Annotated in this window: 40 protein-coding genes; 31 read left to right on the forward strand and 9 right to left on the reverse strand. The window is 35.8% G+C overall.

Going from position 1 to position 26888, the window contains the following annotated elements:
* Window positions 1–204 precede the first annotated feature (204 nt).
* The 10 genes from F4694_RS20895 (at window position 205) to F4694_RS20940 (ending at window position 5902) form a co-directional block, all read left to right on the forward strand.
* On the forward strand, window positions 205–651 hold the full coding sequence (locus tag F4694_RS20895; RefSeq protein ID WP_179601518.1) for a GyrI-like domain-containing protein: 447 nt from the start codon (window positions 205–207) through the stop codon (window positions 649–651).
* A gap of 360 nt (window positions 652–1011) precedes the next feature.
* Window positions 1012–1386 carry a hypothetical protein gene (locus tag F4694_RS20900; RefSeq protein WP_179601520.1) on the forward strand — a complete coding sequence of 125 codons (375 nt, stop codon included), beginning with the start codon at window positions 1012–1014 and terminating at the stop codon, window positions 1384–1386.
* A 14-nt stretch (window positions 1387–1400) separates the two neighbouring features.
* Window positions 1401–1664: a metal-sensitive transcriptional regulator gene (locus F4694_RS20905; RefSeq protein WP_179601521.1), complete on the forward strand. Its 264-nt coding sequence runs from the start codon at window positions 1401–1403 to the stop codon at window positions 1662–1664.
* Window positions 1665–1749: 85 nt separating this feature from the next.
* Window positions 1750–1977 (forward strand): sulfurtransferase TusA family protein, encoded by a 228-nt coding sequence (locus F4694_RS20910; protein WP_179601523.1) that lies wholly within the window; start codon window positions 1750–1752, stop codon window positions 1975–1977.
* Window positions 1978–2042: 65 nt separating this feature from the next.
* Window positions 2043–2522 carry a DsrE/DsrF/DrsH-like family protein gene (locus tag F4694_RS20915; RefSeq protein ID WP_179601525.1) on the forward strand — a complete coding sequence of 160 codons (480 nt, stop codon included), beginning with the start codon at window positions 2043–2045 and terminating at the stop codon, window positions 2520–2522.
* 16 nt (window positions 2523–2538) lie between these two features.
* Window positions 2539–2901, forward strand: a complete 363-nt coding sequence (locus F4694_RS20920; protein ID WP_179601527.1) for a rhodanese-like domain-containing protein — start codon at window positions 2539–2541, stop codon at window positions 2899–2901.
* 24 nt (window positions 2902–2925) lie between these two features.
* Window positions 2926–3222 (forward strand): rhodanese-like domain-containing protein, encoded by a 297-nt coding sequence (locus tag F4694_RS20925; protein WP_179601529.1) that lies wholly within the window; start codon window positions 2926–2928, stop codon window positions 3220–3222.
* A gap of 53 nt (window positions 3223–3275) precedes the next feature.
* A complete protein-coding gene (locus F4694_RS20930; RefSeq protein WP_179601531.1) occupies window positions 3276–3851 on the forward strand; it encodes a sulfurtransferase TusA family protein in 576 nt (191 codons plus the stop codon).
* Window positions 3852–3942: 91 nt separating this feature from the next.
* On the forward strand, window positions 3943–5070 hold the full coding sequence (locus tag F4694_RS20935) for an MBL fold metallo-hydrolase (RefSeq protein WP_179601533.1): 1128 nt from the start codon (window positions 3943–3945) through the stop codon (window positions 5068–5070).
* 55 nt (window positions 5071–5125) lie between these two features.
* Window positions 5126–5902, forward strand: a complete 777-nt coding sequence (locus F4694_RS20940) for a sulfite exporter TauE/SafE family protein (RefSeq protein ID WP_179601535.1) — start codon at window positions 5126–5128, stop codon at window positions 5900–5902.
* Between the two features lie 342 nt (window positions 5903–6244).
* Here F4694_RS20940 and F4694_RS31830 read toward each other — a convergent pair whose 3' ends face one another.
* Window positions 6245–6388 carry a hypothetical protein gene (locus tag F4694_RS31830; protein WP_218895766.1) on the reverse strand — a complete coding sequence of 48 codons (144 nt, stop codon included), beginning with the start codon at window positions 6386–6388 and terminating at the stop codon, window positions 6245–6247.
* A gap of 101 nt (window positions 6389–6489) precedes the next feature.
* A complete protein-coding gene (locus tag F4694_RS20945; protein ID WP_257029334.1) occupies window positions 6490–7332 on the reverse strand; it encodes a hypothetical protein in 843 nt (280 codons plus the stop codon).
* A 499-nt stretch (window positions 7333–7831) separates the two neighbouring features.
* Between F4694_RS20945 and F4694_RS20950 the strand changes: the two genes are divergently transcribed.
* From F4694_RS20950 to F4694_RS20960, 3 genes are all read left to right on the forward strand, one after another.
* Entirely contained in the window at window positions 7832–8200 is a 369-nt protein-coding gene (locus F4694_RS20950; protein WP_218895767.1) for a hypothetical protein, read from the forward strand.
* 189 nt (window positions 8201–8389) lie between these two features.
* Window positions 8390–10192 carry a glycosyl hydrolase family 18 protein gene (locus F4694_RS20955; protein ID WP_179601539.1) on the forward strand — a complete coding sequence of 601 codons (1803 nt, stop codon included), beginning with the start codon at window positions 8390–8392 and terminating at the stop codon, window positions 10190–10192.
* Window positions 10193–10332: 140 nt separating this feature from the next.
* Complete coding sequence (locus F4694_RS20960; RefSeq protein WP_179601541.1) at window positions 10333–10488, forward strand: hypothetical protein; 156 nt, start codon at window positions 10333–10335, stop codon at window positions 10486–10488.
* Between the two features lie 966 nt (window positions 10489–11454).
* Here the strand turns inward: F4694_RS20960 and F4694_RS20965 are convergent.
* Together F4694_RS20965 and F4694_RS20970 are read right to left on the reverse strand one after the other, a co-directional pair.
* Window positions 11455–11916, reverse strand: a complete 462-nt coding sequence (locus tag F4694_RS20965) for a hypothetical protein (protein ID WP_218895768.1) — start codon at window positions 11914–11916, stop codon at window positions 11455–11457.
* A gap of 168 nt (window positions 11917–12084) precedes the next feature.
* Window positions 12085–12594, reverse strand: coding sequence for a DUF3189 family protein (locus tag F4694_RS20970; protein WP_179601543.1), 510 nt, complete (start codon window positions 12592–12594; stop codon window positions 12085–12087).
* Window positions 12595–12871: 277 nt separating this feature from the next.
* On the opposite strand from F4694_RS20970, the gene F4694_RS20975 reads away from it, so the two are divergent.
* Window positions 12872–13069 (forward strand): DUF6199 family natural product biosynthesis protein, encoded by a 198-nt coding sequence (locus F4694_RS20975; protein ID WP_179601545.1) that lies wholly within the window; start codon window positions 12872–12874, stop codon window positions 13067–13069.
* Between the two features lie 31 nt (window positions 13070–13100).
* Here the strand turns inward: F4694_RS20975 and F4694_RS31835 are convergent, their stop codons facing one another.
* Window positions 13101–13310, reverse strand: coding sequence for a hypothetical protein (locus tag F4694_RS31835; RefSeq protein WP_218895769.1), 210 nt, complete (start codon window positions 13308–13310; stop codon window positions 13101–13103).
* A gap of 243 nt (window positions 13311–13553) precedes the next feature.
* Here F4694_RS31835 and F4694_RS20980 point away from each other — a divergent pair, with 243 nt between their 5' ends.
* From F4694_RS20980 to F4694_RS21000, 6 genes are all read left to right on the forward strand, one after another.
* Window positions 13554–14405 (forward strand): DegV family protein, encoded by an 852-nt coding sequence (locus F4694_RS20980; protein ID WP_179601547.1) that lies wholly within the window; start codon window positions 13554–13556, stop codon window positions 14403–14405.
* A gap of 364 nt (window positions 14406–14769) precedes the next feature.
* Window positions 14770–15129 carry a hypothetical protein gene (locus tag F4694_RS20985; RefSeq protein WP_179601549.1) on the forward strand — a complete coding sequence of 120 codons (360 nt, stop codon included), beginning with the start codon at window positions 14770–14772 and terminating at the stop codon, window positions 15127–15129.
* 134 nt (window positions 15130–15263) lie between these two features.
* Window positions 15264–15359: a putative holin-like toxin gene (locus F4694_RS32395; RefSeq protein ID WP_257029335.1), complete on the forward strand. Its 96-nt coding sequence runs from the start codon at window positions 15264–15266 to the stop codon at window positions 15357–15359.
* A 298-nt stretch (window positions 15360–15657) separates the two neighbouring features.
* Window positions 15658–16158 carry a hypothetical protein gene (locus F4694_RS20990; RefSeq protein ID WP_179601550.1) on the forward strand — a complete coding sequence of 167 codons (501 nt, stop codon included), beginning with the start codon at window positions 15658–15660 and terminating at the stop codon, window positions 16156–16158.
* Between the two features lie 51 nt (window positions 16159–16209).
* Entirely contained in the window at window positions 16210–16425 is a 216-nt protein-coding gene (locus tag F4694_RS20995; protein WP_179601552.1) for a hypothetical protein, read from the forward strand.
* Window positions 16426–16456: 31 nt separating this feature from the next.
* Complete coding sequence (locus tag F4694_RS21000; protein ID WP_308806466.1) at window positions 16457–16972, forward strand: DUF402 domain-containing protein; 516 nt, start codon at window positions 16457–16459, stop codon at window positions 16970–16972.
* Between the two features lie 535 nt (window positions 16973–17507).
* Here the strand turns inward: F4694_RS21000 and F4694_RS21005 are convergent.
* Complete coding sequence (locus F4694_RS21005) at window positions 17508–18080, reverse strand: nucleotidyltransferase family protein (RefSeq protein WP_179601554.1); 573 nt, start codon at window positions 18078–18080, stop codon at window positions 17508–17510.
* Between the two features lie 157 nt (window positions 18081–18237).
* Here F4694_RS21005 and F4694_RS21010 point away from each other — a divergent pair, with 157 nt between their 5' ends.
* From F4694_RS21010 to F4694_RS21030, 6 genes are all read left to right on the forward strand, one after another.
* The gene (locus tag F4694_RS21010) at window positions 18238–18576 is read left to right on the forward strand and encodes a YolD-like family protein (protein ID WP_179601556.1); all 339 of its coding nucleotides are present in this window, start codon (window positions 18238–18240) and stop codon (window positions 18574–18576) included.
* A 135-nt stretch (window positions 18577–18711) separates the two neighbouring features.
* The gene (locus tag F4694_RS21015; protein ID WP_257029343.1) at window positions 18712–19521 is read left to right on the forward strand and encodes an endonuclease/exonuclease/phosphatase family protein; all 810 of its coding nucleotides are present in this window, start codon (window positions 18712–18714) and stop codon (window positions 19519–19521) included.
* A 381-nt stretch (window positions 19522–19902) separates the two neighbouring features.
* Window positions 19903–20106, forward strand: a complete 204-nt coding sequence (locus tag F4694_RS31840) for a hypothetical protein (protein WP_218895770.1) — start codon at window positions 19903–19905, stop codon at window positions 20104–20106.
* 314 nt (window positions 20107–20420) lie between these two features.
* Window positions 20421–21578, forward strand: a complete 1158-nt coding sequence (locus F4694_RS21020) for a hypothetical protein (RefSeq protein ID WP_179601560.1) — start codon at window positions 20421–20423, stop codon at window positions 21576–21578.
* A gap of 119 nt (window positions 21579–21697) precedes the next feature.
* Complete coding sequence (locus tag F4694_RS21025) at window positions 21698–22630, forward strand: DUF7916 family protein (protein ID WP_179601612.1); 933 nt, start codon at window positions 21698–21700, stop codon at window positions 22628–22630.
* Between the two features lie 132 nt (window positions 22631–22762).
* Window positions 22763–23500: an AAC(3) family N-acetyltransferase gene (locus tag F4694_RS21030; RefSeq protein WP_179601562.1), complete on the forward strand. Its 738-nt coding sequence runs from the start codon at window positions 22763–22765 to the stop codon at window positions 23498–23500.
* 76 nt (window positions 23501–23576) lie between these two features.
* Here the strand turns inward: F4694_RS21030 and F4694_RS21035 are convergent, their stop codons facing one another.
* The 3 genes from F4694_RS21035 to F4694_RS21045 all read right to left on the reverse strand — a co-directional run bounded on the left by F4694_RS21035 (window position 23577) and on the right by F4694_RS21045 (window position 24335).
* Window positions 23577–23738: a hypothetical protein gene (locus tag F4694_RS21035; protein WP_179601564.1), complete on the reverse strand. Its 162-nt coding sequence runs from the start codon at window positions 23736–23738 to the stop codon at window positions 23577–23579.
* Window positions 23739–23818: 80 nt separating this feature from the next.
* Window positions 23819–24046, reverse strand: a complete 228-nt coding sequence (locus F4694_RS21040; RefSeq protein WP_179601566.1) for a hypothetical protein — start codon at window positions 24044–24046, stop codon at window positions 23819–23821.
* 1 nt (window position 24047) lies between these two features.
* Window positions 24048–24335 carry a hypothetical protein gene (locus tag F4694_RS21045; protein WP_179601568.1) on the reverse strand — a complete coding sequence of 96 codons (288 nt, stop codon included), beginning with the start codon at window positions 24333–24335 and terminating at the stop codon, window positions 24048–24050.
* Between the two features lie 160 nt (window positions 24336–24495).
* Between F4694_RS21045 and F4694_RS21050 the strand changes: the two genes are divergently transcribed.
* From F4694_RS21050 to F4694_RS21070, 5 genes are all read left to right on the forward strand, one after another.
* Window positions 24496–24699 carry a helix-turn-helix domain-containing protein gene (locus F4694_RS21050; protein WP_179601570.1) on the forward strand — a complete coding sequence of 68 codons (204 nt, stop codon included), beginning with the start codon at window positions 24496–24498 and terminating at the stop codon, window positions 24697–24699.
* 3 nt (window positions 24700–24702) lie between these two features.
* Window positions 24703–24939, forward strand: coding sequence for a hypothetical protein (locus F4694_RS21055; protein WP_179601571.1), 237 nt, complete (start codon window positions 24703–24705; stop codon window positions 24937–24939).
* 6 nt (window positions 24940–24945) lie between these two features.
* Window positions 24946–25158: a hypothetical protein gene (locus F4694_RS21060; protein ID WP_179601573.1), complete on the forward strand. Its 213-nt coding sequence runs from the start codon at window positions 24946–24948 to the stop codon at window positions 25156–25158.
* Window positions 25159–25475: 317 nt separating this feature from the next.
* Window positions 25476–26045, forward strand: coding sequence for a histidine phosphatase family protein (locus F4694_RS21065; protein WP_179601575.1), 570 nt, complete (start codon window positions 25476–25478; stop codon window positions 26043–26045).
* Window positions 26046–26185: 140 nt separating this feature from the next.
* Entirely contained in the window at window positions 26186–26773 is a 588-nt protein-coding gene (locus F4694_RS21070; RefSeq protein ID WP_179601577.1) for a hypothetical protein, read from the forward strand.
* Window positions 26774–26888: the final 115 nt, after the last annotated feature.

The following is a 26888-nucleotide window of genomic DNA, read 5'->3' on the forward strand; positions in this document are numbered from 1 at the left end:
TAGTAAAATAATTTATAAGTTTTTACTAAGGTTAAGTGTCTAGTTGTAGTGGTATTCAACTATCCTTCCTCGATAGCATTATAAACAAAGGGATAGGCACAATTCAGTATGAAAATTCTTACTTTAATGCAGGAAGTAAGGATTTTTTGCTGAATAAATGAAGTTAATAGATTATGGAATATTTTTCTTATAGGAGAGGTTAATATGTCGTTTATGTTGGTTAATAAAGAATTTAAGCTTGTTGGATTAAAGGGTAGTGGGGAGTTTGTTAACTTTGGTAATGAAGTACCCTTCCTTGCAAAGCAACTATTAAGCAGCTCAAACGAAATCCTAAATCCAACAAAGACTGAAATTGCATTATTTGAGCCTAAAAAAGATGAGAAGCATAGGATAGGTCATTATTATGTAGGGTTACTTGTAAGTGAGAAATTAAATGAAGTACCAACAGGAATGAATTATATTGTAATCAATAAAAGTTACATAACTACAAGAGGGAATATATCTAATTTGGGAGAACTACATTTAAAATTATTGTATTGGGCAGAGGAACAAGGTTATCAAAGAGATTTCGATTCTTATATTATAGAGACATATCACCCTTTGGAGAATGGAGATGAAGAAGTAAAGATTTATTTGCCAATTCAAGCATAAAAATCCAGTTCAAAAATCATCTTCAATACACGGGCAGGTATGACGATGTAATTTGTTGTAGTTAAACGTAGAATAAATAAGAAAATCAATTCTTCGATGATGATCTTATGGTTTTAATTTTATAACTATATTAATCCAATGATTGTTTTTTAATAAGAAAAGGATTTACGTTTTGCGATAGGAAACGGAACCCGCTAGGGAGATCGAAGCTCTTATTTTCACCTTTCTGCGACTCATATTATACAAACTCAATCAATCCAAGAGAAAAAAATTAAATTTAAAAATACAGAGTTGACATTATACCCTAGTGGGTATAACATAGAACTTGTCAATGACATTGGTTCATTGTAGGGGGAATAGATGACACTTAAAATTTTAGCTGCAATAGTTGCTAGTATTTTTTATAGAGGGTATTTCTCGGTTTTTGGTGTCCATTGTATCAACTTGAACGATCTTAATTTGGATAAGATAAAGGTAATTGAATTAAGAAATTATAATGAATCATATAAGAACCCAATAAAAGGAGCACTGATTATTCCTATTGCTTATCTTAAAAGAAATTTCATAGAAATACCAAAGAGGGAACTGCATTTAATTGTATCAAGCCCACTTGAAAAAAATATAGGAGTACGTTGCTTAAGAAAAAAGGGTTTTTGTGTTGTTGGATATACATTTGTTAATCATCAACAATTAATATCAAAGGAGAATTCCTTAAAAATAGAAATTAATTGTTAAAAGGAGGACAAACCATGGATTACAATGATCAAATGAAAAATAGAGTTAAGCGCATTGAAGGACAGCTAAGAGGGATTTTAAAAATGATGGAAGAAAATAAGGACTGCAAAGAAGTGATCACCCAGTTATCTGCGACTAGAAGTGCCATTGACCGGACGATTGGGGTCATTGTTAGTTCCAATTTAGTGGAATGTGTTCAAAAAGCAAATGAACCAGGGGAAAAAAGTATGGAGGAATTAGTCCAAGAAGCAGTTAATTTACTAGTAAAAAGTCGATAAAAAAGGGTTGACACCCTCTTTTATTTTTACTAATATATATACCCATAGGGGTAATGGTAATTTAGCAAATGGGAGGAATCAAATAATGAATATAACAAAAGTAGTTGATGCCAAAGGTTTAGCTTGTCCAATGCCAATTGTTAAAACAAAGAAAGCGATGAATGAACTTGAATCCGGTCAAGTTTTAGAAATATACACAACGGATAATGGTGCTATGAATGACCTTACAGCCTGGGCAAAATCAGGTGGTCATGAACTGTTAAAACATGAAAAAGCTAATGATATTTTAAAGTTTTGGATTAAAAAAGGATAATTTTTTTACTTTTATAAATACCCATACAGGTATAGGTTTAATGATTACATCCAGGAGGTCATAACATGACAGAAAAGAAAAAGACAACAATTGTTTTATTTAGTGGAGATTATGATAAGGCAATGGCTGCTTATATTATTGCAAATGGTGCGGCTGCTTATGATCATGAAGTAACCATTTTTCATACATTTTGGGGATTGAATGCCTTACGTAAAGATGAAAATATCCCAGTAAAAAAGGGATTTATGGAAAAAATGTTTGGAAAAATGATGCCTAGAGGCGCTGATAAAATGGGACTTTCAAAAATGAACTTCGCCGGATTTGGTCCTAAAATGATCAAAGATGTCATGAAAAAGCACAACGCGATGACTTTACCACAATTAATCGAAATGGCACAGGAACAAGATATAAAACTTGTAGCATGTACGATGACAATGGATTTGCTGGGTCTTCAACAGGAAGAGCTAGTAGAATCAATCGAATATGCAGGAGTGGCTGCGTATTTAGCAGATGCAGAGGAAGGTAATGTAAATCTGTTTATTTAAAAAAGGGGGATCACAAATGGAATATGTAAATTACCTTGTTACGGCAATATTGATATTTTTTATAATCAAGCGGTTCTTACCAACAAAGGGTGTTAACCACATTTCCAAAATTGAATTGAAATCAGAATTAAAGGATAAAAATAAACAATTTGTGGATGTGCGTACACCTGGGGAGTATAAAGGAAACCATATTAGCGGTTTTAAAAACATCCCTCTCCAACAACTTGCTCAAAAAGCAGAGAAAGAACTTTCAAAGGAAAAAGAAGTAATTGTCATTTGTCAAAGTGGTATGAGGAGTGGGCATGCTAGTAAGATTCTAAAAAAACAAGGTTTTTCAAAGGTAACTAATGTCAAAGGCGGCATGAGTGCTTGGTCTTAAACAAAGTAAAAGGAGGAAATTATAATGAAACAAATGACAGCAAAAGAAGTTGAAACATTATTAAACGAAGGAAAGAAAGTAAATATCATTGATGTACGTGAAGTAGATGAGGTTGCTGCTGGCAAAATTCCTGGTGCTGTAACCATGCCATTAGGATTGGTTGAATTTCGTATGCATGAGTTGGATAAATCAAAAGAGTATATCGTGGTTTGCCGTTCAGGAGGCAGAAGTGGTCGTGCCGTACAATTCCTTGAAAGCTATGGATTTAATGTGATCAACATGACTGGTGGAATGCTTTCTTGGGAAGGAAAAGTTGAATAAATTTTTTTAACAAAATTAATACCCATATAGGTATATAAACAGGAGGGTCCATCATGAATAACATAACAGCGAATATGATTTTAGATGCAAAAGGATTAGCATGTCCGATGCCTATTGTAAAAACAAAAAAAGCTATGAATAACCTAGAGGCAGGACAAGTATTAGAAATTGAAGCGACAGATAAAGGATCCAAAGCGGACATGAAAGCATGGGCGGAGAGCTCAGGGCATCAATATTTAGGAACAATTGAAGAAGGAGAAGTGCTAAAGCATTACCTTCGTAAATCTTCTAATGATGAAGCCATTGAAACAAAGCATCCTAATCTTATCCATAATGAAGAATTAGAGAAAAAACTTGATTCAAATGAAATGATTGTAGTAATCGATGTTAGAGAAGCAGCAGAATATGCGTTTAATCATATTCCTAACGCGGTCTCCATTCCACTAGCCGAATTGGAAGACAAACTAAATGGACTAAACAAAGAAGATGAAATTTTTGTCGTGTGCCGTACTGGCAACCGAAGTGATCTCGCTGCACAAAAATTAACGGAAAAGGGATTTACGAATGTATTTAATGTAGTACCTGGTATGAGTCAATGGACTGGGAAAACAAAAGGAATCAATAAATAATCCAGAACTAGTAAAAATGCGGTTGTCACTTTAACTTTTTAATTGATTAAATTTTTTTAAATAAAGAAATACCACGGGGGGTAATTTCGGGATGACTGTAAATGTAATGACTCCAAAAGAAATAACGAAAAAAGTTTTTAATAAAGAAGAGTTATTTATTCTTGATGTTCGAAATGAAAGTGATTTTAACGATTGGAAAATTGAAGGAGAGAACTTTGAATATTTAAATGTCCCTTACTTTGAATTGCTTGATGGTGTAGAGGAAATCATGGAGAAAATTCCTACTGATAAAGAAGTATTAGTTGTTTGTGCAAAGGAAGGCTCATCAGTCATGGTGGCAGAAATGCTTTCCGAAGCAGGTTTATCGGTATCTTACCTACAAACTGGGATGAAAGCATGGAGCGAACATCTAGAACCAGTTAAAGTAGGCGATTTAAATAATGGAGGCGAAATTTATCAATTTGTTCGAATTGGTAAAGGTTGCTTATCTTACATGGTTGTTTCTAACGGAGAGGCAGCACTAATTGACGCAACACGTATGACGGATATTTATCTTGATTTTGCGGAAAGTATCAGTGCTAAAATTACTCATGTATTTGATACTCACCTTCATGCCGATCATATTTCTGGCGGGCGTACAATTGCTTCAAAAACCGGTGCAACCTACTGGCTTCCGCCAAAGGATGCAACCGAAGTAACCTTTGATTACCAACCGTTAGAAGACAGTAATGAGGTTACAATCGGAAATTCTATTATCAATATTTACGCATTATATTCTCCAGGTCATACGATTGGCTCCACTTCCTTTGTAGTGGATGAAAAGTTCCTGTTATCAGGTGATATCCTATTCATTGATTCAATCGGAAGACCTGACCTAGCAGGTATGGCAGAAGATTGGGTAGGAGATTTAAGGGAAACTCTTTATAAACGTTACAGAAAATTATCAGAAGAACTAATCGTTCTTCCAGCACACTTTATGATGATTGATGAGTTAAACGATGATGGAAGTGTGTCAGAAAAATTAGGAACACTTTTTGCTAAAAATCACGGACTCAATATTGACGACGAAAATGAATTTAGAAAAGTCGTAACTGAAAACTTACCACCACAGCCAAATGCATATCAAGAAATTCGTGAAACGAATATGGGGAAAATCAATCCAGACATGGAGCAACAACGAGAAATGGAGATTGGACCTAACCGTTGTGCAGTTAGATAAGATTAAAATTTTGGGGAACCAATAAAGGTTCCCTTTTCTAAAAAAGGAGGATACCATGGATATTAGCTTTATGATAACGATCTTCCTAATTGGATTTGTAGGTTCTTTTATTTCAGGGTTGCTAGGAATAGGTGGAGCAATCATCAATTATCCGATGTTGTTATATATTCCAGTGATGCTTGGGGTGGGGCAATTTACTGCTCATGAGGTTTCAGGCATTACAGCCATCCAAGTCTTTTTTGCAACAATTGGTGGTGTTTTTGCTTACCGAAAAGGTGGTTATTTAAATAAAGCACTTATTGCCTACATGGGTATAAGTATTTTAATTGGAAGTTTTATTGGGGGATTTGGGTCCACTCACATGCCGGAAAGCGTCATGAACATTGTATATGGTATCTTAGCATTGATTGCCGTTATTCTGATGTTTATACCGAAAAAAGGAATTGATGATACTCCATTAGAACAGGTTAAATTTAATAAATTGATTGCCATACTATTTGCCTTCATCGTTGGGGTTGGAGCAGGTATCGTTGGTGCGGGAGGGGCATTCTTGTTAGTGCCGATCATGCTGGTTGTCCTAAAAATTCCAACAAGAATGACGATTGCTTCTTCATTAGCTATTACCCTTATTTCATCTATTGGTGCTGTATCCGGGAAAATTTTTACGGGGCAAATTGCAATAGTACCTTCACTTATATTGGTGGTTGCAAGTTTAATTGCTTCTCCGGTAGGAGCGAATGCAGGCAAAAGAATAAATACGAAAGCTTTACAAGCCATTATGGGGATATTAATCCTAGCTACAGCAGTGAAAACATGGATGGAAATTTTGTAAACAATCATTGAAATAAACGGAGGAATAGACATGGTTAAAATGACACCTGCTGCAATTAAAAAAATAACAAACGAAGTTCAGGATATTATCGATGAAGGGAAAATACCCCTTATCCGTTTATCAATGGGAATTGGCTGAGGGGGTCCACAACTTCGACTGGCTCTGGAGGAGACAGCATTAGAATCGGATGAAATAACAGAACAAGATGGAATACAATTCTTAGTGAATAAACGGGATAAAGTTTATTTTGATAATGCCAAAATTGATTATATAAAGACCTTATTCGGAGGCGGACAATTTAAAGTGCTTCGAGTATAATCGTTTGAATTGGGTAGCCCTCGATTAAGGATTAGTGAAGGAATAATTATTATAAGAATAGGGATAAGAATCGCCGTTTTCATTTTTTAGATTTTCCTCGTGTTCCATGTATTCAACCTCTTGGGTAATGGCATTAATTAATAGCACTGCACCAATAAATTGAATCAAGCTACTAACTAAAAGAATTTGGTCTCCTATTACATTTTTTCGTTTATAACATAAATGTTACCGATCGCCCCTAAAAAAGAGCCTAAAGAAACGAAGCTATTTTAAGATTGACTGTGTAGCCAATCATAGTACATGACTTCGCCTGTTTCGAGCACATAGCGTGTCGGCTTACTTTCACTAACTTCAGTTAATTGATTCAGGAACAGTTCTTTAAATTTGTTGGATACAATTCCATAAAAGAAGGCAATTGGTTTTACTACGGATTTAGTAGATTTCAGTTTACGGATCAACTGCTTAAAGGACTGAACGGCAATACTAAGAATGTCGTCTGTATGTTGAGCGTATTCAAAGCGAAACGCAGCGATTTGGACCATATGCCAATATTCTTGAATCGTTTTAGCATCAGCAAAGAAGTATTTTACGGCTTGAACAAAAGCTTGAGGAACTTTTTCACTAACAAAAGTGTGATCGAGTTTAATCGGCGCTTCGTTACGTTTAGTAATCTTTTGATTATTTGTTTTTAAAAGATTAGTAGTTTCTTTAGGGTGGTTCAATTTTTCCGCCTTGGGTGGTTCACTTTGTGGGAAACGATTAAAGCTGTAAAGATTACTAGACTGTGAACCATTTTTCCGTTCTGTTTCATAGATGCTGAGGATTCCTAAATCTTTGGCTTTGATGATCATCCTTTTATAAGTAGAGCGGGAAATTCCATTACCTTGATACTCTTCATTAATGGCTTTTAGCACAGTCCCAATTTTGGCATTACAAACCCCAGGGACCTTTGCAGAAAAACGAACCAGCCGTTTTAATCCGACGAGCTCTCCCTTCGAAAACTCATCCTTCTTTACAGCCAACCACATCTCGATATGCGTATTAAACTCCTTCACACACTTAAACTGAGAATACCCTTCAAACCCTTCAATTCTGCCAGATTTCAAATTCATAAAAATGCACCAGCCTTTCTACCCTCTATATATAAATCAAGAGGGCAAAAGGACATGGTGAAATATAAGAAGTTGTTACAGGATTGTGAACGGTTAATGTGAGTCCGAGTCCTGAGGTACGGTTCTCCTGGTACAAGGTTGGAAAAAAGGACCGTGAGAACCGTCCCCTTGGTACGATTGATTGTTATACGATACGTGATTAATTTTTACACGATACGTGGGCAAAAAGAAAAAGAAAAAGAAAAAGAAAAAGAAAAACAACAAGAAGTTCTTTTAAAAAAAATAGAGGAAAATCCAAATCGGTGCGTTATCGTCATATCTTTTCACAAAAGGTTTTCCAGACCTTAACAAAGGAGTCATTGGAACATTAATGCATTTCACAAAATATTCACATGTAGATAAAATTCACCCTGTCCGTTTTCGGCTATTTTTCATATATAACCTGTGAAAGTAATTTTACTAGAAGAAAGGTTAGTGATGGAAGATGACAACGTTTAGAATGATAACAACAAATTTTTGGAGGAATCCGTTTGTATTAGAAGAGATGACACCAGAGGACAAATATTTTTACCTTTATCTACTTACGAATTCTCAGAGCACTCCAACTGGCAGCTATAAGATTACCAAAAAACAAATCGCTTTTGATTTGGGCTATTCGATCGAGGAGGTAAATTCATCAATCGAACGATTCACCAACCATCACAAGATAATTCGTTACAATTCTGAAACGAGGGAACTCGCATTTAATAACTGGGAGGATAATAACCTGTCTAAACCAGAAAAACCTGATATAGATCATCTTTTTCCTGAGGAGGACGAGGCTATCTCAATGATTTTCGAGGCTCAATTAGAAATAGGAAATTCGTAGTATGTATCTATCTTTATGTAGGCAAGTAAGATTGTTATCAACCCGGAGGATATCGATCAAAATGAACACTATACATTATTGGCAATAGACTGAAATTTGCTACTATTTTCCACTATTTTAATCCCTTTGCTCCCTATTAGAATAAAGTAAACATAGTTTGCTATTTTAATAGGAGAGGCAGGCATTGCCATGAAACCACGACTACAAAACTGTTTTAAAATCTTTATTGTTTTCTTTTTAGTGTTGATCAGCCTTACAAGTAATTTCACTCATGCAGAAGCTGCTAAAAAGGATCGCACTGCACCAACTGCACCAACTAATTTAAGGTCAGCAGGAATAACTTCTTCCTCTGTTTCATTAACATGGACGAGCTCTACGGATGATAGTGGAGTTAAAGGTTATGACGTTTACAAGAATAATAGCTATATCGGGAATACTGCCTCAACCTCTTATACAGTGGGGAATTTAAGTTCTAATACTTCTTATAGCTTCTACATAAAAGCTCGGGATGCTAGTGGAAATGTTTCTGCAGCTAGTAATACGATCAATGTTACCACTTCCGCACCGTCAGTAGACACGCCTCCACAAGTAAGCAATTTTCAGGTTACTCCTTTTGCGAGTGATGGTCAAACTATAGGTGGAACGGTTACATTATCTGTAAGTGCAAGTGATGATAAAGGAATCAGCAAGGTTGAGTTTTACAGCAATAATGGCGGATATCTAATTGGAACGCGAACGACAGCGCCATATAGTGTGAATTGGGCTACAGATCCATGGGTGCCAGATGGCAGCCAAACGTTAAAGGTGATTGTGTACGATACGGCCAATCAAACTGCACAGGTTTCTAAAACAGTTATTGTAAAAAATACTGTTACCCCTGAACCTGTACCAACTGCCTATAAAAGAGTCGGATATTATACGGGTTGGTCGACTTATTCAAACTTTCAGCCAGCCGATATTGATGCCAGTAAACTTACCCATATTAACTATGCATTTGCCAACATTTCTTCAGATGGAAAAATTGCAATAGGCGACTCTTGGGCCGATGTGGAAAAACCATTTCCAGGTGATACCGCTGATCAGCCTTACAAGGGGAATTTTTATCAATTAACCAAGCTGAAACAGCAATATCCATATTTGAAAACACTAATTTCTGTGGGCGGCTGGACTTGGTCGGAAAAGTTCTCGGATGTAGCCTTGACGGAGCAGTCGAGGACAATTTTTGCTGAAAGTTGCCTGCAATTCCTATTGAAATATGGCTTTGATGGTGTTGATTTGGATTGGGAATATCCAGTAGGCGGTGGAGAAGCAGACAATATCAACCGTCCTGAGGATAAACAGAACTTTACCCTTCTATTGAAAAAAATAAGAGAAACCTTGGATGCTCAAAGTGCACGGGACGGGAAGACGTATTTGCTAACGATTGCAGCTGGAGCAGGCAGCTCCTATGCTGCCAATACAGAATTGAACTTGATTCACCAGTATGTGGATTACATTCAACTAATGACCTACGATATTCACGGATCCTGGGAGAGCATAACAGGCATGAATGCCCCTTTGAACCGTGATCCCGAATCTAGATTCACTTGGGAGTGGAGTGTACAAGATACCATCAACCTTTATCTCAATAAAGGGGTACCTTCAAATAAACTCATCATGGGGGTTCCCTTCTACGGCAGAGCATACAACCAGGTAACAAATAGTAATAACGGGTTATACCAGTCCTTCACGGGCGGTGGATCTGCCATCAGTTATGCGAATCTAGAAGCGAACTACGTAAACAAAAATGGATTCATTCGATACTGGGAACCAGATTCCAAAGTTCCATGGCTGTTTAATGGATCTCAATTTATCAGTTACGATGATACTGAATCAATGGGATATAAAACTACCTTTATCAAGGCAAACGGCCTAGGTGGTGCGATGATGTGGGAACTTAGCCAAGATCCAAATAGAGTGTTGTTATCGAAGATATATGATGATTTGAAATAAGACATAAAAAAACGAAACAAATAAGAGGCTGGCTCAAAAGATTGTTGAATGACGTCTCTTTGGGTCAGTCTCATTTCATCGAAGATTCACAACATGAATCTGCTATAATAAAAAGTAATAATTGATGGAGGTGAGCGACAATGGAAAAAGTACTTAATTTGATTTTGGCTGATCAAAAAAGACAGGGTCATTTATTGCATCAATTAATAAATACTGTTGCAGCAACAAATGTAAATGTTGCAGATATATATGGCAAAGTTAGTCGGAATAGATGGAAAAATAGTGGAAATGGATAGAAAAATTACCGAAATAAATAAAAAAATTGCCAAAATAAACGGAAAAGTGACTCATTGAAAAAAACTAGATTCCGTTTTCGGGGAGTTTAAGAAATAAATGTAACAATGGAAACAAAACATGACCTCGGATACTATGACCAAATGTTTTCAGAGCATTCTATAGAAATTTATAAACTAAAAAATCATTAAACCTCTCCAATGAGACTCCTCAATAATATCATAATCCAATCTAAGAATTTCCTAACCAATTTTGAACTCCATTAAGATGGTACTCAAAAGTAAGTCCTAGTAGAAGAATGAAATCGCGTTAGCGATTGCGACCTTCTCATGGCTTCAATCGGCAAAAAGTAAATATCATATTACGTTTATTCAAGTACAATATATTAATGAATTAACACTAATGCACAAAATTGTCAAAAAGCGCGATAACTATAATTTCAATAAAATATAGTTAGTAAGAACCATATTTCACAATCATTCCCAAATTATTGGCTCATTACGAATTGCCTAAATGGATAGATTAAAAGACATAGCTTCTAATGATAGGGAAGACAGAAAATGAGCATCCAAAATTAGTAGTTAGTTAGATAAGCTTCCATAGTATTAAAAAAAATAAATTGCTGATACTAGGGGTAAAGTTTGGAGGAGGTGCTGACATGGTTCCTTTTATTTTCTTTGAGTATCTAAAAGAAAAACGAAGAGAGAAAAATTTTCAAAGGGGAATATGTGCCGATTGTTCAGGTAGAGGGTTTTTTTCTTCAGGTTTTGAAACAGTTCATGTCGAGGATTGTAACACTTGTTTAGGGACAGGAAAGGCTTTAAAGGATTTTTAGTTGGTAATTTTCAACGAACGGGGGGCCTTCCCTTATGAACAAGCTTCCATTTCGGTGGATTTTCTTATTGAGCTAATGGATGCATGGTTAGCTCAATAAGAAAAAAACTCCTTGTTAAAAGGAGGCTTTCGAATTAGTCTTGTTTGAATACAAAGGTTTGTTTGAACTTTCGTGCGGGATACTTTTCTCCATTTTTCATTTGCTCATATGGTTTTTCTCTCCAAGTGACAACAACTTCTATTACTTTCGCCTTAGTGGAGACAGGGAGATTTTGATGGTGAAAAAAGTCTTTTTTTATCGGCATGTCTTTGCTGGATATTAAAGAATACTTTGTACGAGTATTCGGTTCACTTCGATATACTTCAAATATTGGGTCGTATACCTCATCCCCTATGTTTTTGACATCTATGCTATACAAGTTAAAAACACCTTTTTCTGCTTTCAAATCATCTGTTACAGGTTTATCTAGCGTTACTTTCCAATGGTCAGATGATTGGGATACAGGGAGTTCTCTTGCTGAAAAAGCATTAGCAGAAAGAGAACTACTAATTATGAAACTTACAGTAGCAAAAACTAAAAATAAAACCCTTTTCAATATATTTTCCTCCAAATATTAAGAAATATATGATTAATATTTCCTTCAATCCAACGAAAATACGCGTTCAATAGTGGAAGTGAGGAATAAATTGGATGTATAAAGATATGGATTAAAGCGTTAAGGGACTTACAGCACTATCAATGATTCCGCACCTTTAGCAATTTACTAGTACATTTCATTTTCTAAAATGATCACATTATCATTGTTGGAAGTGTTCGCGACATGTTTCGTATTTTCCACCAACCGGTAGATATTGTCACAGCATTGTTTGGCGCCTATCACTAATAAAGGGACGCCAATGATGTCAATATTCAGCCGTCTTGAAAACAATCCCCCAAGTGACATAGCCAATGGAACCGTTGGAGAGGTATTGGAAAAAACAAGTTTTTCGTTTAACTGAAATTTTTCTCGAAAGAGCAACGCCAATTCTCTCATGGCTGGCACCACATATTTGTCTCGTTTCCGGCCAATGGAATAAACAGAGTTACCTTCCTCATCAATCCCGTGAAAAAGAAGTTTTCCAAAATCCTTTTTTGTTAACTGATTAAAATATTGGACATTAAGGATTTCTTCCTTCGTCAGCTTTCTTTCTGATTGAGGTAATTTTTTCAAATGGTAGGCCGCTGCCAAAGCAGTGGAGTGCGTCCCCGCAAAATCATTATAGATATATAACATCGGAAATCATCCTCTATATATTCTCTTACCTATAATATGGATATTTTTAGTATTAACATACATAGCGGTAAATCCATATTGTTTTCTACTACGTAAATACGCACCGGATCAAGGGATAACATGTTATTCCAAGATAGAAATGAAGAAGTTAATTATAACGGAACTATTATAGCTAGCGGAGCATTATTAGTGTTAGAAGAATTGATGATGTGTGAAATATTGAAACTAAATTATTTATATCAACGTAATAGAATGTATAGGATAGAGGAGGGGAAATATGATTGTAATTGGCATAATATTTATTTTAATTGGTTTCTTTATGGTAGCAATACCCGCTGTGCTTTGGGATCTAACTGAGAGATGGAAATCGAAGGAAGCAAGAGATCCATCAACTTATTATATTTGGTCTTCGAGAATTGGTGGAGTATTTTTAATCCTTATAGGTATTGCTGAAATTGTAAATGTTTTTATTTGAAAGTATTTAAACAAACCACTGATAGAAATTGTTACTCACCACCATCGTCATCGTCGATTCCGTCTCCATTGCCATCATCATTTTCAAAATATTCGTTAATCTTGTTGATAATCGTTGTATCTTTTGAATTAAGACTGTTTTGATGCAAAAAGTCTCCTTGAGAAAAACTTTCTACTACTTGATCCATGCCATTTCGAATGAATAAAAAGATAACAAATATTAGTATCAGTAATATAATCAATATTAAAATGTTCAAAGGATACACCCCCATATAAAAATCCTATTCGAATGTGTAAAAAAAAGAACGGTGACCACTGCGGTGTGACTATGGGGAAGGGTCTAATGGCCTTTTTTATATCCATAAGAACTGCCCCTAAAATACTTAAGGTACGTGTAGCCGACCCCCTTTTTCATGTATAGTAGAGTAGAACACAAATTGCAGAGGAAATTCGTAATGGCTTTTATTTTGGAGTGGGGGATATAGATGAGAAGAATTATTTTAACGACAGAGAGTGGTGCGGATTTACCAGAAGAATTAGCTAAAAAATATAATGTCCAAGTGGTCCCGATGCATGTAATTATGGATGGAAAGGATTATTTAGATGGTTCGTTAGCTGTAACGGAAATTTATGATTATTACGAACGGACAAGGAAAATACCTTCGACAACATCGACCAATTCGCATGAATATCTTGAATTTTTCACAAAGATCAAAAATGATTTTCCTGAATGCACCATTGTGCATATTGGTTATACTTCGAAGGCATCTTCTTCCTTCCAAAATGCGATTATTGCAACTGAGGGTTTGAGTGATATTTTTCTAATCGATGCTTTGAACGTTACAGGGGGATTAACGGCGATTGTGATGTATGCGGTTACCTTATTAGAGAATGAACCTTCCATTGACCCTGAACGGTTAGTAGAGATGATTAAATTAGTGGTTCCGAAATCAAGACTAGCTTTCGTTCCCGGCAGCTTAGATTTTTTAAGAGCAGGTGGACGAGTTAGTAATCTTGCTTATCTCGGAGGGGCACTGTTAAAAATAAAGCCGCGGATTGAATTAGTTGATGGAAATCTTACTTCAACCAAAAAATATCGAGGGAGTATGGACTCAGTTTCAGAAAAGCTGATGCGAGATTATTTAGATCATTACAACATTGATAGAAAGCAACTTTACCTTCTATATTCAATCGGACTTGATGAAAGGATTAAACAGCGGATGACTGAAATCGCGAGTGAAGCTGGTTTCAATAATGTAATATGGATCCAAGCAGGCGCAATGATTTCAACTCATGCGGGACCTGGAGGTGTAGGGGTTTCAGGCTTGGAGGTTTAGGAAATGACAAAAACAAGTAGGTAAGGTTGATTAAAGATACAATAGTCCAGGCACCTCAAATAAGGTGGTGCCTAGTACTATGTTAAGGGACTAACAGCACTCTCCATGATTCCGCACCTTTAGCAATTTACTTGTACAATTCATCTTCTAAAATAATCACATTCTCATTGAAGGAAGTGGTAGCGACATACTTCGTATTCTCCGTATTATCACAACATTGCTTGGCGCCTATCACTAATAAAGGGACGCCAATGAGTTTCATCAACATCTTTTTTTATGCAATTAATTTCAAAATTATTGTATGTTTGTCCAAGCACTTTTCTTCCTCTTGAATCTTATGTAATAGAAATGGAGGTGGAAAGTAATGAATAATGAAGTTGTTGAAATTGGTGCTAATTGTGTAGTAAGAATTGGAAATCGGTTCTTTTTACTGGTAGAAATTGAAGTGGAAGATATTGATTTGGAAGAATTTGTTTTTATCAGAATTTCTGAGCGGGAATTTAGAACATTAATAAGAGCTGGTGTCCAACGTTGTACAATCAGAGAGCGTATTCCACGTAACAATGCAGAATTCATTTGTGTTTTAATAGAAAATGGCCAAGCATTCTTGGTTTTCGACGTGGAAAACAATCAAGACGAAGCTGTCCTTGTTAGAATTTCGTTAACAAGAGCAGAGGAGTTAATCCGTAGAGGAGCAATGAGATGTACTGTAATTAATAGATAAAGAAATTATTAGTATAGGAAAGTTAATTTATCAAATTGAGTCGTTTATACGGCTCTTTTTTAGTAAACAAGTATGTGAATTATTGTCCATAACCGTGGTCGGCACACTCCCAAACAGAAAGGGGGTGATGCTGGATGACAGTGATTGAAGCGTTAATGTTAGTGATTGGTTTTGCTAGTTTAATCGTAACCATACTGTCATTTAAAACAACAAAAATAATCCACCCATGAGTTACTGGCTCTGGTGGATTATTTCGCCTATTAGCTGACTCCCTTAAAGGGAACCGTCTATTGCTGGACCGGACATGTAGCTACATGTTCGGTCTTTTTTTTATGTATTCAGAACTAAATTTTATTAAAAATGAATTATTGTGTGCAAAAATGAAAAATAGTGTTCCAATGAGGGGAAAGAAAGAATGAGGCCGATAGGGAAGGAAAAGAGTCATAAATAAAAATTGGGTGGTGCCTGGCACTTTTTTGATAAAATAGTATTCATGTTTAGTCAATTTCTAAATAGGGAGTTGTCTATGTGGGAAGTAAGAAACGAGGCCATTACTGTATAGGATGTGGGGATTACCTGCCCAATGAAAAATTTAGTGGGAAGGGCCACCGAAATCATCTTTGTAGAGAGTGTAAAAGGAAAGGAAAAACGATCAATTCAGTGTCAACTTCAGATTATGATCGGAAGCTACATCTTCTATCCAAAGCTATTAAAAACTGTCTGCTATTCTATATGGAAAATGAAGGTTTCTTCTTATTTGAATATCAAGGATCACGTTATACGATCAGTGATGACTTTGATTCTGGAATTTTTGTTTATCAAGAAAATAATGAGCAAAAATTCAACGTATCTAAAGAACTGCAAAAAAGTGAAATAGTAATGGAAGTTTTATACAAAAAATATTACGAAACAATGGAAAACGGTCATGTTCTTGACTATGAAGATATGATGGATGAGGAGTATTTAGAAATCTCAAAGAAACGTAGACAATTTCTAGAAGTAGTATTATCAATTCAACAGTTATACTAAGAGCTGTAAGTAAGGCGAATCAATGATGACTTACATTAGGAGGATAAACCATTGGGTAGACACGTTACTTTTACATTTAATAGTAATAAATATCAAGGTACAGGGGCTACAGAAAGATTTACTTTTAAACAATTAGGAATTGATGAGGATATAGATGATAAAACATTAAAAAGAGAAATAGATAAAAAGTTTCAGGCTTGGGTTTGGGATAAACTTAATATTTCTTTTAGTATCGTCATAGGTGAAGAAGACGAACTTAATTTATAGAGTTGGAAAATATGAATTGAGGATGATCATAGTGAGTAAAATTATAAAAATTAAAGCTCTTAAATTCCCAGATATTCTCCACTATGAGTGGGAAGGTGAACTACTTCGCCACACCCCAGACTATGTACTTGTCTTATGTAAACCAGGCCGCAAATTGATTCATCATACCAAAAATAAGGTTTTTACTGTCAATAACACGTCATTAGAATTTTTTTCTTTGAGCGAATGGTTCACTGCTGCGATGGAAATTGAAGACGGAAAGGTTGTTTCGGCATATTGCAATGTAGCAAAACCTTCCTTCTTTCATAACGGTGAAATAAGTTTCATTGATTTAGACTTAGATTACATTCAGGAAAAGTATAAAGAATGGAAAGTAGTGGATGAGGATGAATTTGAGTCAAATAGTATTAAATATAAGTATCCAGTAGAATTAAAGGATGAGGCTTTAAAAGCACTAGCAAAGTTAAAAGAAGAAGTAAGAATTGGAAATTTCCCTTTCAACAGTAAAGTTTTGTCCCAACTCAAAAACCATTATTTTCTAGACTAAACTGAGCGGGATCTTCTAATTGGGATTCGTGTACAGAAGAATATACATAACAAAGAAAGGGGAATTGATATGATGGGTATACTTAATCTTGGTAGTCTCATACTTGGACTCATTGCTTGGATACTTCCTTTAATAAATCTAATGAGGTATGAAAAGCATAACCATAGGAAATCGGTCGTTTTTTCCATATCAAGCTTAAGTTCTTGTGCTATTTCATTATGTTTCCAGATTTATTATTACTATCACCTAGTAAAGAGTGAGGATTGGACTGCTCTTATGGACACTACGGGTGCCACGGTGACCGCCTCAATAGTTCTTCTTATCGTTACCATCCTATTAAATACAATTACTTTGGTGGCATATCATCGTAAAACAGCAATATAGGGAAGTCAAATTACGGTTTATATGGGTGACTGTGAAATAGGGTATTTAAAGTAATAAGACTCTTGAACAAACAATACAGACTACAGCCTAGTTCATTGGGACTAGGCTATTTTTTATAAGTTGCTGTTATATTACGGTTTTAGGAGGCATTCTACAAATTGAGTTGTTGGACTTTAATCTTATGCCAAATAGTCTTCCAATTCTTTTTAATCATTCGCTCCTCGTAAATGGCAGCAAGTTCTTTTGTTTCAGTAAAATAGGGAGTCGGTTTCACCTCTAAATTTATGACATCCTCTAATCCCCAAGGAGCAGTAAGAACTAGATTATTTTCCTTGTCGATTTTTACTCCTAGAGCTGTCACAGTTTCTGGAAACCTTGAAATAGCATCTTCTGAAGAAGTATAGGGAGGAAGATCATTAATAATGTGCATCCTTGCTTGATTTTTAACGGACCAAGGGATAGTAGGCATCATGCTTACTAGCTTTTTCTCTTGTTCCTTTTCAACGTTCTCATTGATGTTTTTGAGATCAAAATAGATTACATCGACATCTTGGGTCTCTGTTCTTTTGTTAAATCCGTGAAGGGTGTCCCAGATTTTTGAACGCACAAATCCTGCACATATCCACCAGTCAGGTAAATTCAGTGTGCTTGCAACTCTAATAATCTCCATCATTTTTTCATCGCTTCGAATTAATTTTATTACATCTTCTTTATACTTTAACATCTTATCCCTCTTTTTTCAGAACATATATTCCATGCTAACACGTTAACGTGTTTAAAGGGAGAAAATTCCATAAAAAATTCCTATCCATTGATAGGTAGATTTTTTTTACATATACAGAACATATGTTTGTGTATAATGGTAGGGGAGGAGTGAAGATATGGCAATACGAGATAGAGGAAAAAAGAAATGGCAACAAGCTTCATTTATGCCGGTAGGTTTTGAGATGACACGTGCCATGTTTAAGGACCAAGAACGGAAATTGAAACCATTACTAGACGAATATGAGAAGGAGGAGTTTGATCGGAGTATTGCCTATGCGATGGAATACAATCTTCCGGTGAAGATTAAAGTTTGGAGTGATGGGTTTACAGAAACGGTTACTGACCGTATTCATTATGTTAATCCGATTACGTTTCAGCTTTGCATTGAGATGACAACTAATAAAATTGAACGGATAGCTTTCGACCATATAGTCGGACTAATTGTTGTAGAGTAGTTTTAACATTTCCCTTTTTTCTGAGAACAAATAGGACTTTAAAACATGTGTAACTTTGGGGGATGGGGACAAATTAGAAATATAAATCATATAAAAATAAAAAGCTGGTAGGTGCAAGGGGATTTTGATTTGAAAATGATTACTTGGAATGTAGCTGGGCGAGTAAAAATGCTGCCAAGACAGATTGAATATTTAGCAACGCTTCAGCCAGATATCATTACACTGCAGGAAGTAACAAAGACAACCGCACCGCTTTTCAAAGATCTGCTGCCTTCCTTAGGATTAAAGCATATTGTTTGCAGCTTAGACTTTGTCATAGATTCATCTTATTTAAAGGGACCAAGAAGATACGGATTAATAATCGCCTCAAAATGGTATTTATCCAATCCCGAAATTGGCGGAGAGCTAATTACGTGGCCTGAACGATTTTTATCTGTAACGGTAGATACACCTTATTTACCTATAAAAATCCACACCACTCACATTCCACCTGGGAGTTCCAATTGCTGGATTAAAATTGAAATACTGGAAGGGATATATCAAACCTTAGTGGCTGAAGACTACCCCTATCGCATACTGACGGGTGATTTTAATTTGCCTCAGGAAGAATTGCCGACCGGAGAGGTAATCACGTGGGCATACAAAAAGAATAATATTGGTAAATACATACCTGGGCGGAGAAACGAAAGATGGGACAATAGTGAAAGAAACATTATCATTGGACTGAAAGAACATGATTTAGAAGATGTGTACCGTAAGCTGTATGGGTATTCAAAAGAAGGTTTCAGCTGGCTATTAAAAATGAAGGAAAAAACATGGAGGAGAAGATTTGATCATGTATTTGCTTCAAATGACCTGCATCCAGTTGAGGCAGCGTACCTGCATGAAGCACGAATCGAAAAAGCAAGTGACCATGCCATGCTAGAAGTTATGTTTGATATTTAAAAGACTATACTAATAGTGTTAGGGTCCTTAGAAATTGAATTTTTAATAAAGAAGAAAAATACTCGCTCCTAGTAGGTCTACATCAACAAAATTACGAATGGAATTTCATGAACATTCTCAGTAGAATTATAATCCAGCTAATAAATGAAAGAGGACAGGGAATTAAAACAAGCGGATTTTTAATCGGTGAATTTTTATTTTATTACGATAATTATTACGGTAGGTACAAAATGCAACCCCTATAATTAACTAGGAGGAATAAAAACATGAAAACTTTCGATTTTAAATCTGGCACAAAAGTATAGGTGAATGAGCATCAAATCGTTATTGAAAGATCTGGCGGGAAAAGTGCAATGAAAGGTTTGTTTTGCTGGCAGATCTATGAGACAAATGACAATCAAAATGTCAGCTCTGACAGGATTGATATTCTTTGCAGATTATATGGTCATCTGTGCTTCCGGGCTACCTTCGCCAAATGATTTTAAAATATCGAGCATTGCTGAAATTAAACAGTATCCTAATTGCATTGTGGTTAAAGAGCAAAAATTGGAAGAGCTTTATCAGTACCTTACCGGGTTTATATAATAGCCTTATTTGTTCGAATAGAATGTAAAAATGGTGTGTTAGATGGCATCATATTAGTAATATATTAGGAGAAAAACTAGAGGGCAGCGGTAAATCCGTTGCCTTTTTTCGTCGTAACATTAAGTCAGTAATAGGTAACATTGCAATATTTTGGTAAGATAAGATTATGACGAAAAAGCAAGTTAGTGGGAAATTTGAGAATAGGGAGGAAATAGGGGCAGAAGCAGGAGGTCTCTGCTTTTTTATACCGTACTGTGGGGCAATTTGTATTTGTTTTTAAAATTATTTGTTTGTTAGGAACGGAGGTCAGTTTGATGCATAATGGAAGCATTTTTATTATCAAGGAGGATAATACGTTAGTAAAAATGGAAGAAACTTCTTATGACTCGGAGGAGATTCTTCAAAAACTTTTAGATAGCTATCCAGATTTACTTGCGGGTGATCAAATGAATCGAGATAACCCAAGAAAATGGCTACCGATTGCTAGAGAGTTTGGGATACCCTCGGGAATGAACGCAACTTCCCAATGGAGCATTGATCATTTCTTCATTGATCAGAATAGTATTCCCACATTCATTGAGGTAAAGCGGAGCTCAGATACCCGAATTCGAAGAGAAGTGGTAGGGCAGATGATGGATTATGCAGCAAATGCCACCAAGTACTGGCCAATGGAGTCCATTCAAACTGCTTTTATTGAAAAGTATGTAAAAGATGGGAAAGATCCGATTCAGGTTCTGAATGATTTACTAGGTATAGAAGCAGAAAACGAGGCTGACATCGAAGAATTCTGGTCCAAGGTTCAGGAGAATCTGCGTAATGGTGTAATCCGAATGTTATTTGTAGCAGATGAGATTCCAGAGGAACTAAGAAGAATCATTGAATTTATGAATGACCAGATGACAAAATCGGAGGTCCTTGGGATTGAAATTAGACAATACGTAAATGTAGACAATAATCTCAAAACACTTGTTCCGCAGGTGATTGGTTTAACCTCGAATGCCATAATAACGAAGAAGCCTGCACAAAAGCACCAATGGAATGAAGAACTGTTTATGAATGGAATTAGAAATAAACTAGGCAGTGAGGCAAAAGAAGTCTACCAGGATATTTTCAATCATCTTTCAAGCGGCACTTATCGGATATGGTATGGCCAGGGTCAAAAAAGTGGCTCTATTTTCTTTTTATATGAAGGAGTAAATAGTCATAATTTATTTTGTATGTGGACATATGGTGCATTTGAACTTCAATTTCAGCATTTGAAGTTTCATCCACCATTCTCAGATTTAGAAAAGAGAATGGAGTTCCAAACTAAATTAAAAGAATTATTGGGTGTTGAACTTACAGATGATAGCTTAAACAAACGTCCTTCGTTTTCATGGGAAAAATTAAAAACGGAAGAAGCTAGAAAAAATTTCTATGAAATATTGGATTGGGCAGTAAAAGAAATAAAGACTTATGAGAATGGGGATTAGCAGAGCAAATACCAAAAGTTTTGGTCCGTCTTCTATTGCCCATTTTTATAAAAAGAGATTGAGGAATGATATCCTGTAGAAATACTAAGATAACAGTATAAATAATAGAGGTGATTGATATTAAAAGGATATTAGATTGTAGAGGTTCTGATTTTCGGCAAATGGGCAGAAATGAATTAAAGCAGGCAATCCGCGCAGCGGAAGGAAGAACGATTTTGGCTGAAACGGTCGTGACATCACAACCCTTACTCCCAGAGGTATCCAACCCGGAAGTGATGAAGGCATTCGGAGCGGATATGATTTTACTAAACCTGTTCGATGTGATGAACCCTAAAGTAAATGGTGTGGATTCATACAGTATATTTCAACCAAATGCAGCAGGCAGTGAAGTAGATGAAAACATTATTCAAAAAATAAAAGAACTAACGGGTCTGCCAGTCGGCATAAATCTTGAACCTGTTGATCCGAATGCGAATGCTTTAGAGAACTTACATTCGTTGCCGGAGGGACGTACAGCTACTGAAAAATCACTAGCGATGGCAAAGCAATTGGGATGTGATTTCATTTGTTTAACGGGTAACCCAAAATCAGGTGTGACCAATGAGAAAATTGAACAGGCGATTACATTAGCGAATAAACATTTTGGCGGGCTGATCATAGCCGGCAAAATGCATAATGCTGGGACAGCAGGAAGTGTGTTTGATTTAGATGCATTTTCACGCTTTGCAGAAGCAGGGGCAGATGTGATTCTTTTCCCCGCACCTGGAACAGTCCCGGGTGTTCGTGAGGAAACTCTTGCGAAGGCAGTCGAAAACGTAAAAAGTAAAGGGGCATTAACCCTTGCGGCAATTGGCACCAGCCAAGAAGGAGCAGATGAAGAAACCATTCGCGCCATTGCGTTAAGTTCGAAAAGAGCAGGAGTGGATATTTTTCATATCGGGGATGCTGGATATTCCGGTATGGCACTACCTGAAAATATTCAAACCCTTTCGATTACCGTTAGAGGTAAGAGACACACTTATATAAGAATGGCGGCATCTGCCTTAAGATAATAACTAGATTTTATCCCTTTCTCTTTAGGAAGGGGATTTTCTGTCGAGTGGGTAATGAATTCAGGAAACATACACAAATAATCCGAATATGGTATTCTTTTGGTATATTTCAAGATTGAAAGGTTGATTGTGATGTACAAGAAACAAGATTTATTAAATCATCTTAAAGAATTGGAAATCGACGAAAATGGGGTATTACTTGTACATTCATCGATGAAAAGCATTGGGCAAGTAGAGGGTGGGGCGGATACTGTCCTTGATGCACTCTCGGATTATATGAAAAATGGTCTTTTGGTTTTTCCTACCCATACATGGTCGTATATTAATGCAGAGAATCCACGATTTTATGTCAATGTCTCACCGTCTTGCGTTGGTCTATTAACAGAACTGTTTCGAAAACGTCCGGGTGTTGTTCGCTCATGGCATCCAACGCATTCGGTAGCTGCCCTGGGAAAAGGAGCACATGAATTTATTGCCGGAAATGAACAATTCGACACACCTTGTGCACGGCAATCAAGTTGGGGGAAAATACTCGATCAGAAGGCATTCATCTTGTTAATCGGAGTCGATTTACGAAGATGTACATATATTCATGGAGTCGAGGAATGGCTTGATATACCAGGTCGCTTGACCGATGAACACGAAATGCTTTACACAATATTACCGGATAAAACGGAAATCTCCATACCTCAAAGAAGACATATTGGTCATACCTCTGAAAAATACAATCGAGTTGAAGATATTTTTCTAAATCATCAAGCTATGTACAAAGGGCAATTTGGCGATGCAACAGTAAGAGTATGTGACACAGAAAAAATGACAGACTTGCTAAATCACTTACTTAAAGAAAAACCAGAATTATTTTCTTGATTTATGGGTTCATTTCTTTAAGGGGACAATCAGAGGTTTTGCGTGGAAAAAGGCTTGACTAGTGGGTAGGTGCTAGTCAGGCCTTTTTCATTCCTGATTGGAGACATATTATTGAAACGATGTCATCCATCTTTTGTTCATACTGTTCATCCCATTCATCCCAACCTTTCATTTTGCCGATCTGATAGGAAACTACACACACAATCCCAATACCTAGTAACATCACACCACTCCACATATTAATATCCTCCTCTCATTGCCCAGCAGTAATCACAAATATCAACATCATTTGTAAACAGATACTCACTCCGTTCCTGGTTACAGTCTTTGCAAATTTTCATGTTTTCCTCTCCTTTTGTACATTTCATCCAATAGCTTATTTTGTAAAAAATCCTTTTCCACACCAGTAAATTCTGAATGAATGGCAGAAGATAAATATGAGGAATCGCCGCCTTGTTTGATGTAATCCATCATTTCTCCCAAGTTAATACCTTCAGAAAAATGATTGAAGTGTTCAAACATATAACGCTTTGTATGTTTATCCACTCTAACCCTCCCAGATTTTTTCAATAATCTTCTTTTCGATATTTTTATAAGGTGCAACCCTTGTTGCGTCGTGCCTGTATAAATGGTCTAGTATCTGGTTTAAATGGTCTTTATGCTTTGCTTTGTTTAACAGTTCATTTAGATCTGATACCTCTAACAACGGAGTTGACGTTTCCCCAATCCAGCAATCCATAGACCAATTTAACTGCTCAAAGCTTCTATCTACCTCACTTTCTTTTTTTGCATCCTTGTATCCTTGAAACAACGACCATACAAAATTATTTAACATCCCGTATCCCCCTTTCGTTGTTCTGTACTCTATGCTTATGCCCATTCGGAATAGATATTGTCTGTCTATCAAAGAAAAGTTAAATCTTTTTATAACTTTTCTTAAAAGGATATTTAACTCATTTGTGGAATTGGTTATAAAAGGTAGGAGGACATACATAATGTTTAATAATAAGTTGGATTACTGGATGGAAAAGAGAGGATTAAAAAACAAACATATTTCTAAGCTTTGTGGAGTGTCGGAAACAACTTTTTCAAAATGGAGACAAAACAAGACGCAACCTGATATTGAAGCTGCGTTAATAATCGCAAATGCTTTATCGATTACAGTGGATCAATTGATTAATGGAGAGGAAGAGGATTAAAAAATGAAGAAAAACATTTCAAAAGTTTTATTTTTTGCAGGGATTGCTGTTATGATTTTGGGGATTATTTCAAATGTGGACTCAACTTTACATTTTCATGCTACTCAGTTTGTTCCAGAAGGAGAAAAACCAGATCCTTTACGAGTAGGACAATTCATCCGTGATATTATTTATCCTATTTATGACGGACTAATATTAATTGGTTTGTCTTATTTATTGAACTTTGTAAAAAAGGATTAATTTAAAATGTATGTACTAATCGAAATTCACTACATATGCAATGATAATCGTTCCTATAGAAAAGGATCGTTTCCATTACGAGGACAGAAAAAAGAGGAAGTTGCTCTGGAGTTTTGGAATTGGATTAAGAAGGAACATCCTTTTGAGTGTGAAATTGAAAAAATTAAATGTGATGGCGACGATATAACAGATAAAGGTTTTAGAGGAAACAGGGAGTAAAAAGAAAGAAGATATCATGAATGACTATTTACCATTTTGAAGCCCCTCTCGATTGAGAAGGGTTTAGATTTTGATTAAGGTAACAATAACTAAATAAAATACTAAACTTACTGAATCTTATTATAGAATATTTTACAATTAGTGCTGGCTTTTGATTTGTCATTTACAAGGTCAAGAGCTTAAGACAGAGATCGCTGCGGCGATCCCGTTTTCTTATTGTGCTAACGAAGCAGGTTAGTTGAAGAAGGATTCCTTAATTCTTTTATAGAATAACAGTTAATGGTAGTAAGTAACGTGCAAATTTGAGGAGAAGAAATATGGAAATATCATTGATTAGACACGGAAAATCACAACTAACTGAAAATGATAAAATAACTGGTTTGGAATTTAAGAAGTGGGTTGAAAAGTATGATTACCTTGGAGTGTTTGAAGAGTCAACATATCCCTCGGAAACCCTTGAAAAAGTTTCAACTGCAAAAATCATTATTACGAGTGAATTAAAAAGGGCTGTTGAGTCGGCAAGATTATTAAATCCAGTAACGAAAATCATTTCTGACCCTTTATTCCGAGAAACAGAGTTACCTTTTAATTCATCACAATTATTTAATGTAAAGTTAAAGCCAAGTATCTGGGCGATTGTATTAAGAATACTATGGTTCAGTGGATATTCAAACGAGTGCGAGTCTTTGAATCAAGCAAAATTTAGGGCAAATAAGGCATCACAACTGCTAATTGACTATGCTAATGAATATAAATCAGTCGTATTAGTTGGACACGGTTTTTTTAATATGTTAATTGCTAAAGAGTTACAGAAAAAGGGCTGGAAAGGTACGAGAAAAAGGGATGCAAAGCATTGGAATTGTATGACGTTTTCCTTGTTCAACTAACAGGTGCAAGAGTTAAAGAACGAGATCGCTGCGGCGATTCTTTTTTTGTTATTGAGCTAACGGGCAGGTTAGCACAAGAAGGATATTTTTTTACTAATCTTGAATACATAATAAAGTGCTGATTTTTTGGGGGGAATGTTATGATTGATAATCGACATTTAAAAGAGTTTGAACACGAAATGGATGATTCTTTGCAAGGAATCTCTGATACATCAATCTTACTGAATTTCCAACAAGCTATTGCCAGTTTGTATCCCCACTTAATACCAATATCTGCTTTCGCCTATGACTCTTGGGATGATATTGTAATGCCGTTATTTTATGAGATGGTTTACAATACTTTTTCTTTTAAATACGGGATTGATATTGATTGGAATGAAACCCATACGTATATGTTTACTTTAAGATGCTATAAAGGGATACATCATATTGAATGCACTCCGAAACATCATACGTTCAAAGCTCTGGTAAACTGTGAGTGGATTGAGATGGATAAAAACGATTTGGATGAAAAAGTGATTGTTTTTAAATCATTTGGGGATGGGAAACATTTTTTAACCGGTGGACTGGATATTGAGGAGGCTTACAATGTAAGGTTTAATCTTGTTGAGATTGATATTGTTTCTACATTAACGGGTTATCCTTCTAAGACAAGTGTATTTATTCATAAAGACGATTTAGACTTTGAGTTTGTCGCTGAAACATATGACAAGGATATACAAAGTTAATTTCTTGTTGAACTAACGGTGCAGGTTAGCTTAAGAAGGATTAATAAGATATTGCAGCGAATACTTTTGAATTTAGAGGTTTTATGATTATAAGAATCTCATCCTATAAAGGGAG

Source organism: Neobacillus driksii (assembly GCF_013409995.1).
GTDB classification, from domain to species: Bacteria; Bacillota; Bacilli; order Bacillales; family Cytobacillaceae; genus Neobacillus; species Neobacillus driksii.

What these genes read in the sequence shown, in the direction of transcription:
- F4694_RS20895 (WP_179601518.1), top strand. Translation starts at nt 205, where the DNA reads ATGTCGTTTATGTTGGTTAATAAAGAATTTAAGCTTGTTGGATTAAAG.
- F4694_RS20900 (WP_179601520.1), top strand. Translation starts at nt 1,012, where the DNA reads ATGACACTTAAAATTTTAGCTGCAATAGTTGCTAGTATTTTTTATAGA.
- F4694_RS20905 (WP_179601521.1), top strand. Translation starts at nt 1,401, where the DNA reads ATGGATTACAATGATCAAATGAAAAATAGAGTTAAGCGCATTGAAGGA.
- F4694_RS20910 (WP_179601523.1), top strand. Translation starts at nt 1,750, where the DNA reads ATGAATATAACAAAAGTAGTTGATGCCAAAGGTTTAGCTTGTCCAATG.
- F4694_RS20915 (WP_179601525.1), top strand. Translation starts at nt 2,043, where the DNA reads ATGACAGAAAAGAAAAAGACAACAATTGTTTTATTTAGTGGAGATTAT.
- F4694_RS20920 (WP_179601527.1), top strand. Translation starts at nt 2,539, where the DNA reads ATGGAATATGTAAATTACCTTGTTACGGCAATATTGATATTTTTTATA.
- F4694_RS20925 (WP_179601529.1), top strand. Translation starts at nt 2,926, where the DNA reads ATGAAACAAATGACAGCAAAAGAAGTTGAAACATTATTAAACGAAGGA.
- F4694_RS20930 (WP_179601531.1), top strand. Translation starts at nt 3,276, where the DNA reads ATGAATAACATAACAGCGAATATGATTTTAGATGCAAAAGGATTAGCA.
- F4694_RS20935 (WP_179601533.1), top strand. Translation starts at nt 3,943, where the DNA reads ATGACTGTAAATGTAATGACTCCAAAAGAAATAACGAAAAAAGTTTTT.
- F4694_RS20940 (WP_179601535.1), top strand. Translation starts at nt 5,126, where the DNA reads ATGGATATTAGCTTTATGATAACGATCTTCCTAATTGGATTTGTAGGT.
- F4694_RS20945 (WP_257029334.1), bottom strand. Translation starts at nt 7,332, where the DNA reads ATGAATTTGAAATCTGGCAGAATTGAAGGGTTTGAAGGGTATTCTCAG.
- F4694_RS20950 (WP_218895767.1), top strand. Translation starts at nt 7,832, where the DNA reads ATGATAACAACAAATTTTTGGAGGAATCCGTTTGTATTAGAAGAGATG.
- F4694_RS20955 (WP_179601539.1), top strand. Translation starts at nt 8,390, where the DNA reads ATGAAACCACGACTACAAAACTGTTTTAAAATCTTTATTGTTTTCTTT.
- F4694_RS20960 (WP_179601541.1), top strand. Translation starts at nt 10,333, where the DNA reads ATGGAAAAAGTACTTAATTTGATTTTGGCTGATCAAAAAAGACAGGGT.
- F4694_RS20970 (WP_179601543.1), bottom strand. Translation starts at nt 12,594, where the DNA reads ATGTTATATATCTATAATGATTTTGCGGGGACGCACTCCACTGCTTTG.
- F4694_RS20975 (WP_179601545.1), top strand. Translation starts at nt 12,872, where the DNA reads ATGATTGTAATTGGCATAATATTTATTTTAATTGGTTTCTTTATGGTA.
- F4694_RS20980 (WP_179601547.1), top strand. Translation starts at nt 13,554, where the DNA reads ATGAGAAGAATTATTTTAACGACAGAGAGTGGTGCGGATTTACCAGAA.
- F4694_RS20985 (WP_179601549.1), top strand. Translation starts at nt 14,770, where the DNA reads ATGAATAATGAAGTTGTTGAAATTGGTGCTAATTGTGTAGTAAGAATT.
- F4694_RS32395 (WP_257029335.1), top strand. Translation starts at nt 15,264, where the DNA reads ATGACAGTGATTGAAGCGTTAATGTTAGTGATTGGTTTTGCTAGTTTA.
- F4694_RS21005 (WP_179601554.1), bottom strand. Translation starts at nt 18,080, where the DNA reads ATGTTAAAGTATAAAGAAGATGTAATAAAATTAATTCGAAGCGATGAA.
- F4694_RS21010 (WP_179601556.1), top strand. Translation starts at nt 18,238, where the DNA reads ATGGCAATACGAGATAGAGGAAAAAAGAAATGGCAACAAGCTTCATTT.
- F4694_RS21015 (WP_257029343.1), top strand. Translation starts at nt 18,712, where the DNA reads ATGATTACTTGGAATGTAGCTGGGCGAGTAAAAATGCTGCCAAGACAG.
- F4694_RS31840 (WP_218895770.1), top strand. Translation starts at nt 19,903, where the DNA reads ATGAGACAAATGACAATCAAAATGTCAGCTCTGACAGGATTGATATTC.
- F4694_RS21020 (WP_179601560.1), top strand. Translation starts at nt 20,421, where the DNA reads ATGCATAATGGAAGCATTTTTATTATCAAGGAGGATAATACGTTAGTA.
- F4694_RS21030 (WP_179601562.1), top strand. Translation starts at nt 22,763, where the DNA reads ATGTACAAGAAACAAGATTTATTAAATCATCTTAAAGAATTGGAAATC.
- F4694_RS21035 (WP_179601564.1), bottom strand. Translation starts at nt 23,738, where the DNA reads ATGTGGAGTGGTGTGATGTTACTAGGTATTGGGATTGTGTGTGTAGTT.
- F4694_RS21045 (WP_179601568.1), bottom strand. Translation starts at nt 24,335, where the DNA reads ATGTTAAATAATTTTGTATGGTCGTTGTTTCAAGGATACAAGGATGCA.
- F4694_RS21050 (WP_179601570.1), top strand. Translation starts at nt 24,496, where the DNA reads ATGTTTAATAATAAGTTGGATTACTGGATGGAAAAGAGAGGATTAAAA.
- F4694_RS21055 (WP_179601571.1), top strand. Translation starts at nt 24,703, where the DNA reads ATGAAGAAAAACATTTCAAAAGTTTTATTTTTTGCAGGGATTGCTGTT.
- F4694_RS21060 (WP_179601573.1), top strand. Translation starts at nt 24,946, where the DNA reads ATGTATGTACTAATCGAAATTCACTACATATGCAATGATAATCGTTCC.
- F4694_RS21065 (WP_179601575.1), top strand. Translation starts at nt 25,476, where the DNA reads ATGGAAATATCATTGATTAGACACGGAAAATCACAACTAACTGAAAAT.
- F4694_RS21070 (WP_179601577.1), top strand. Translation starts at nt 26,186, where the DNA reads ATGATTGATAATCGACATTTAAAAGAGTTTGAACACGAAATGGATGAT.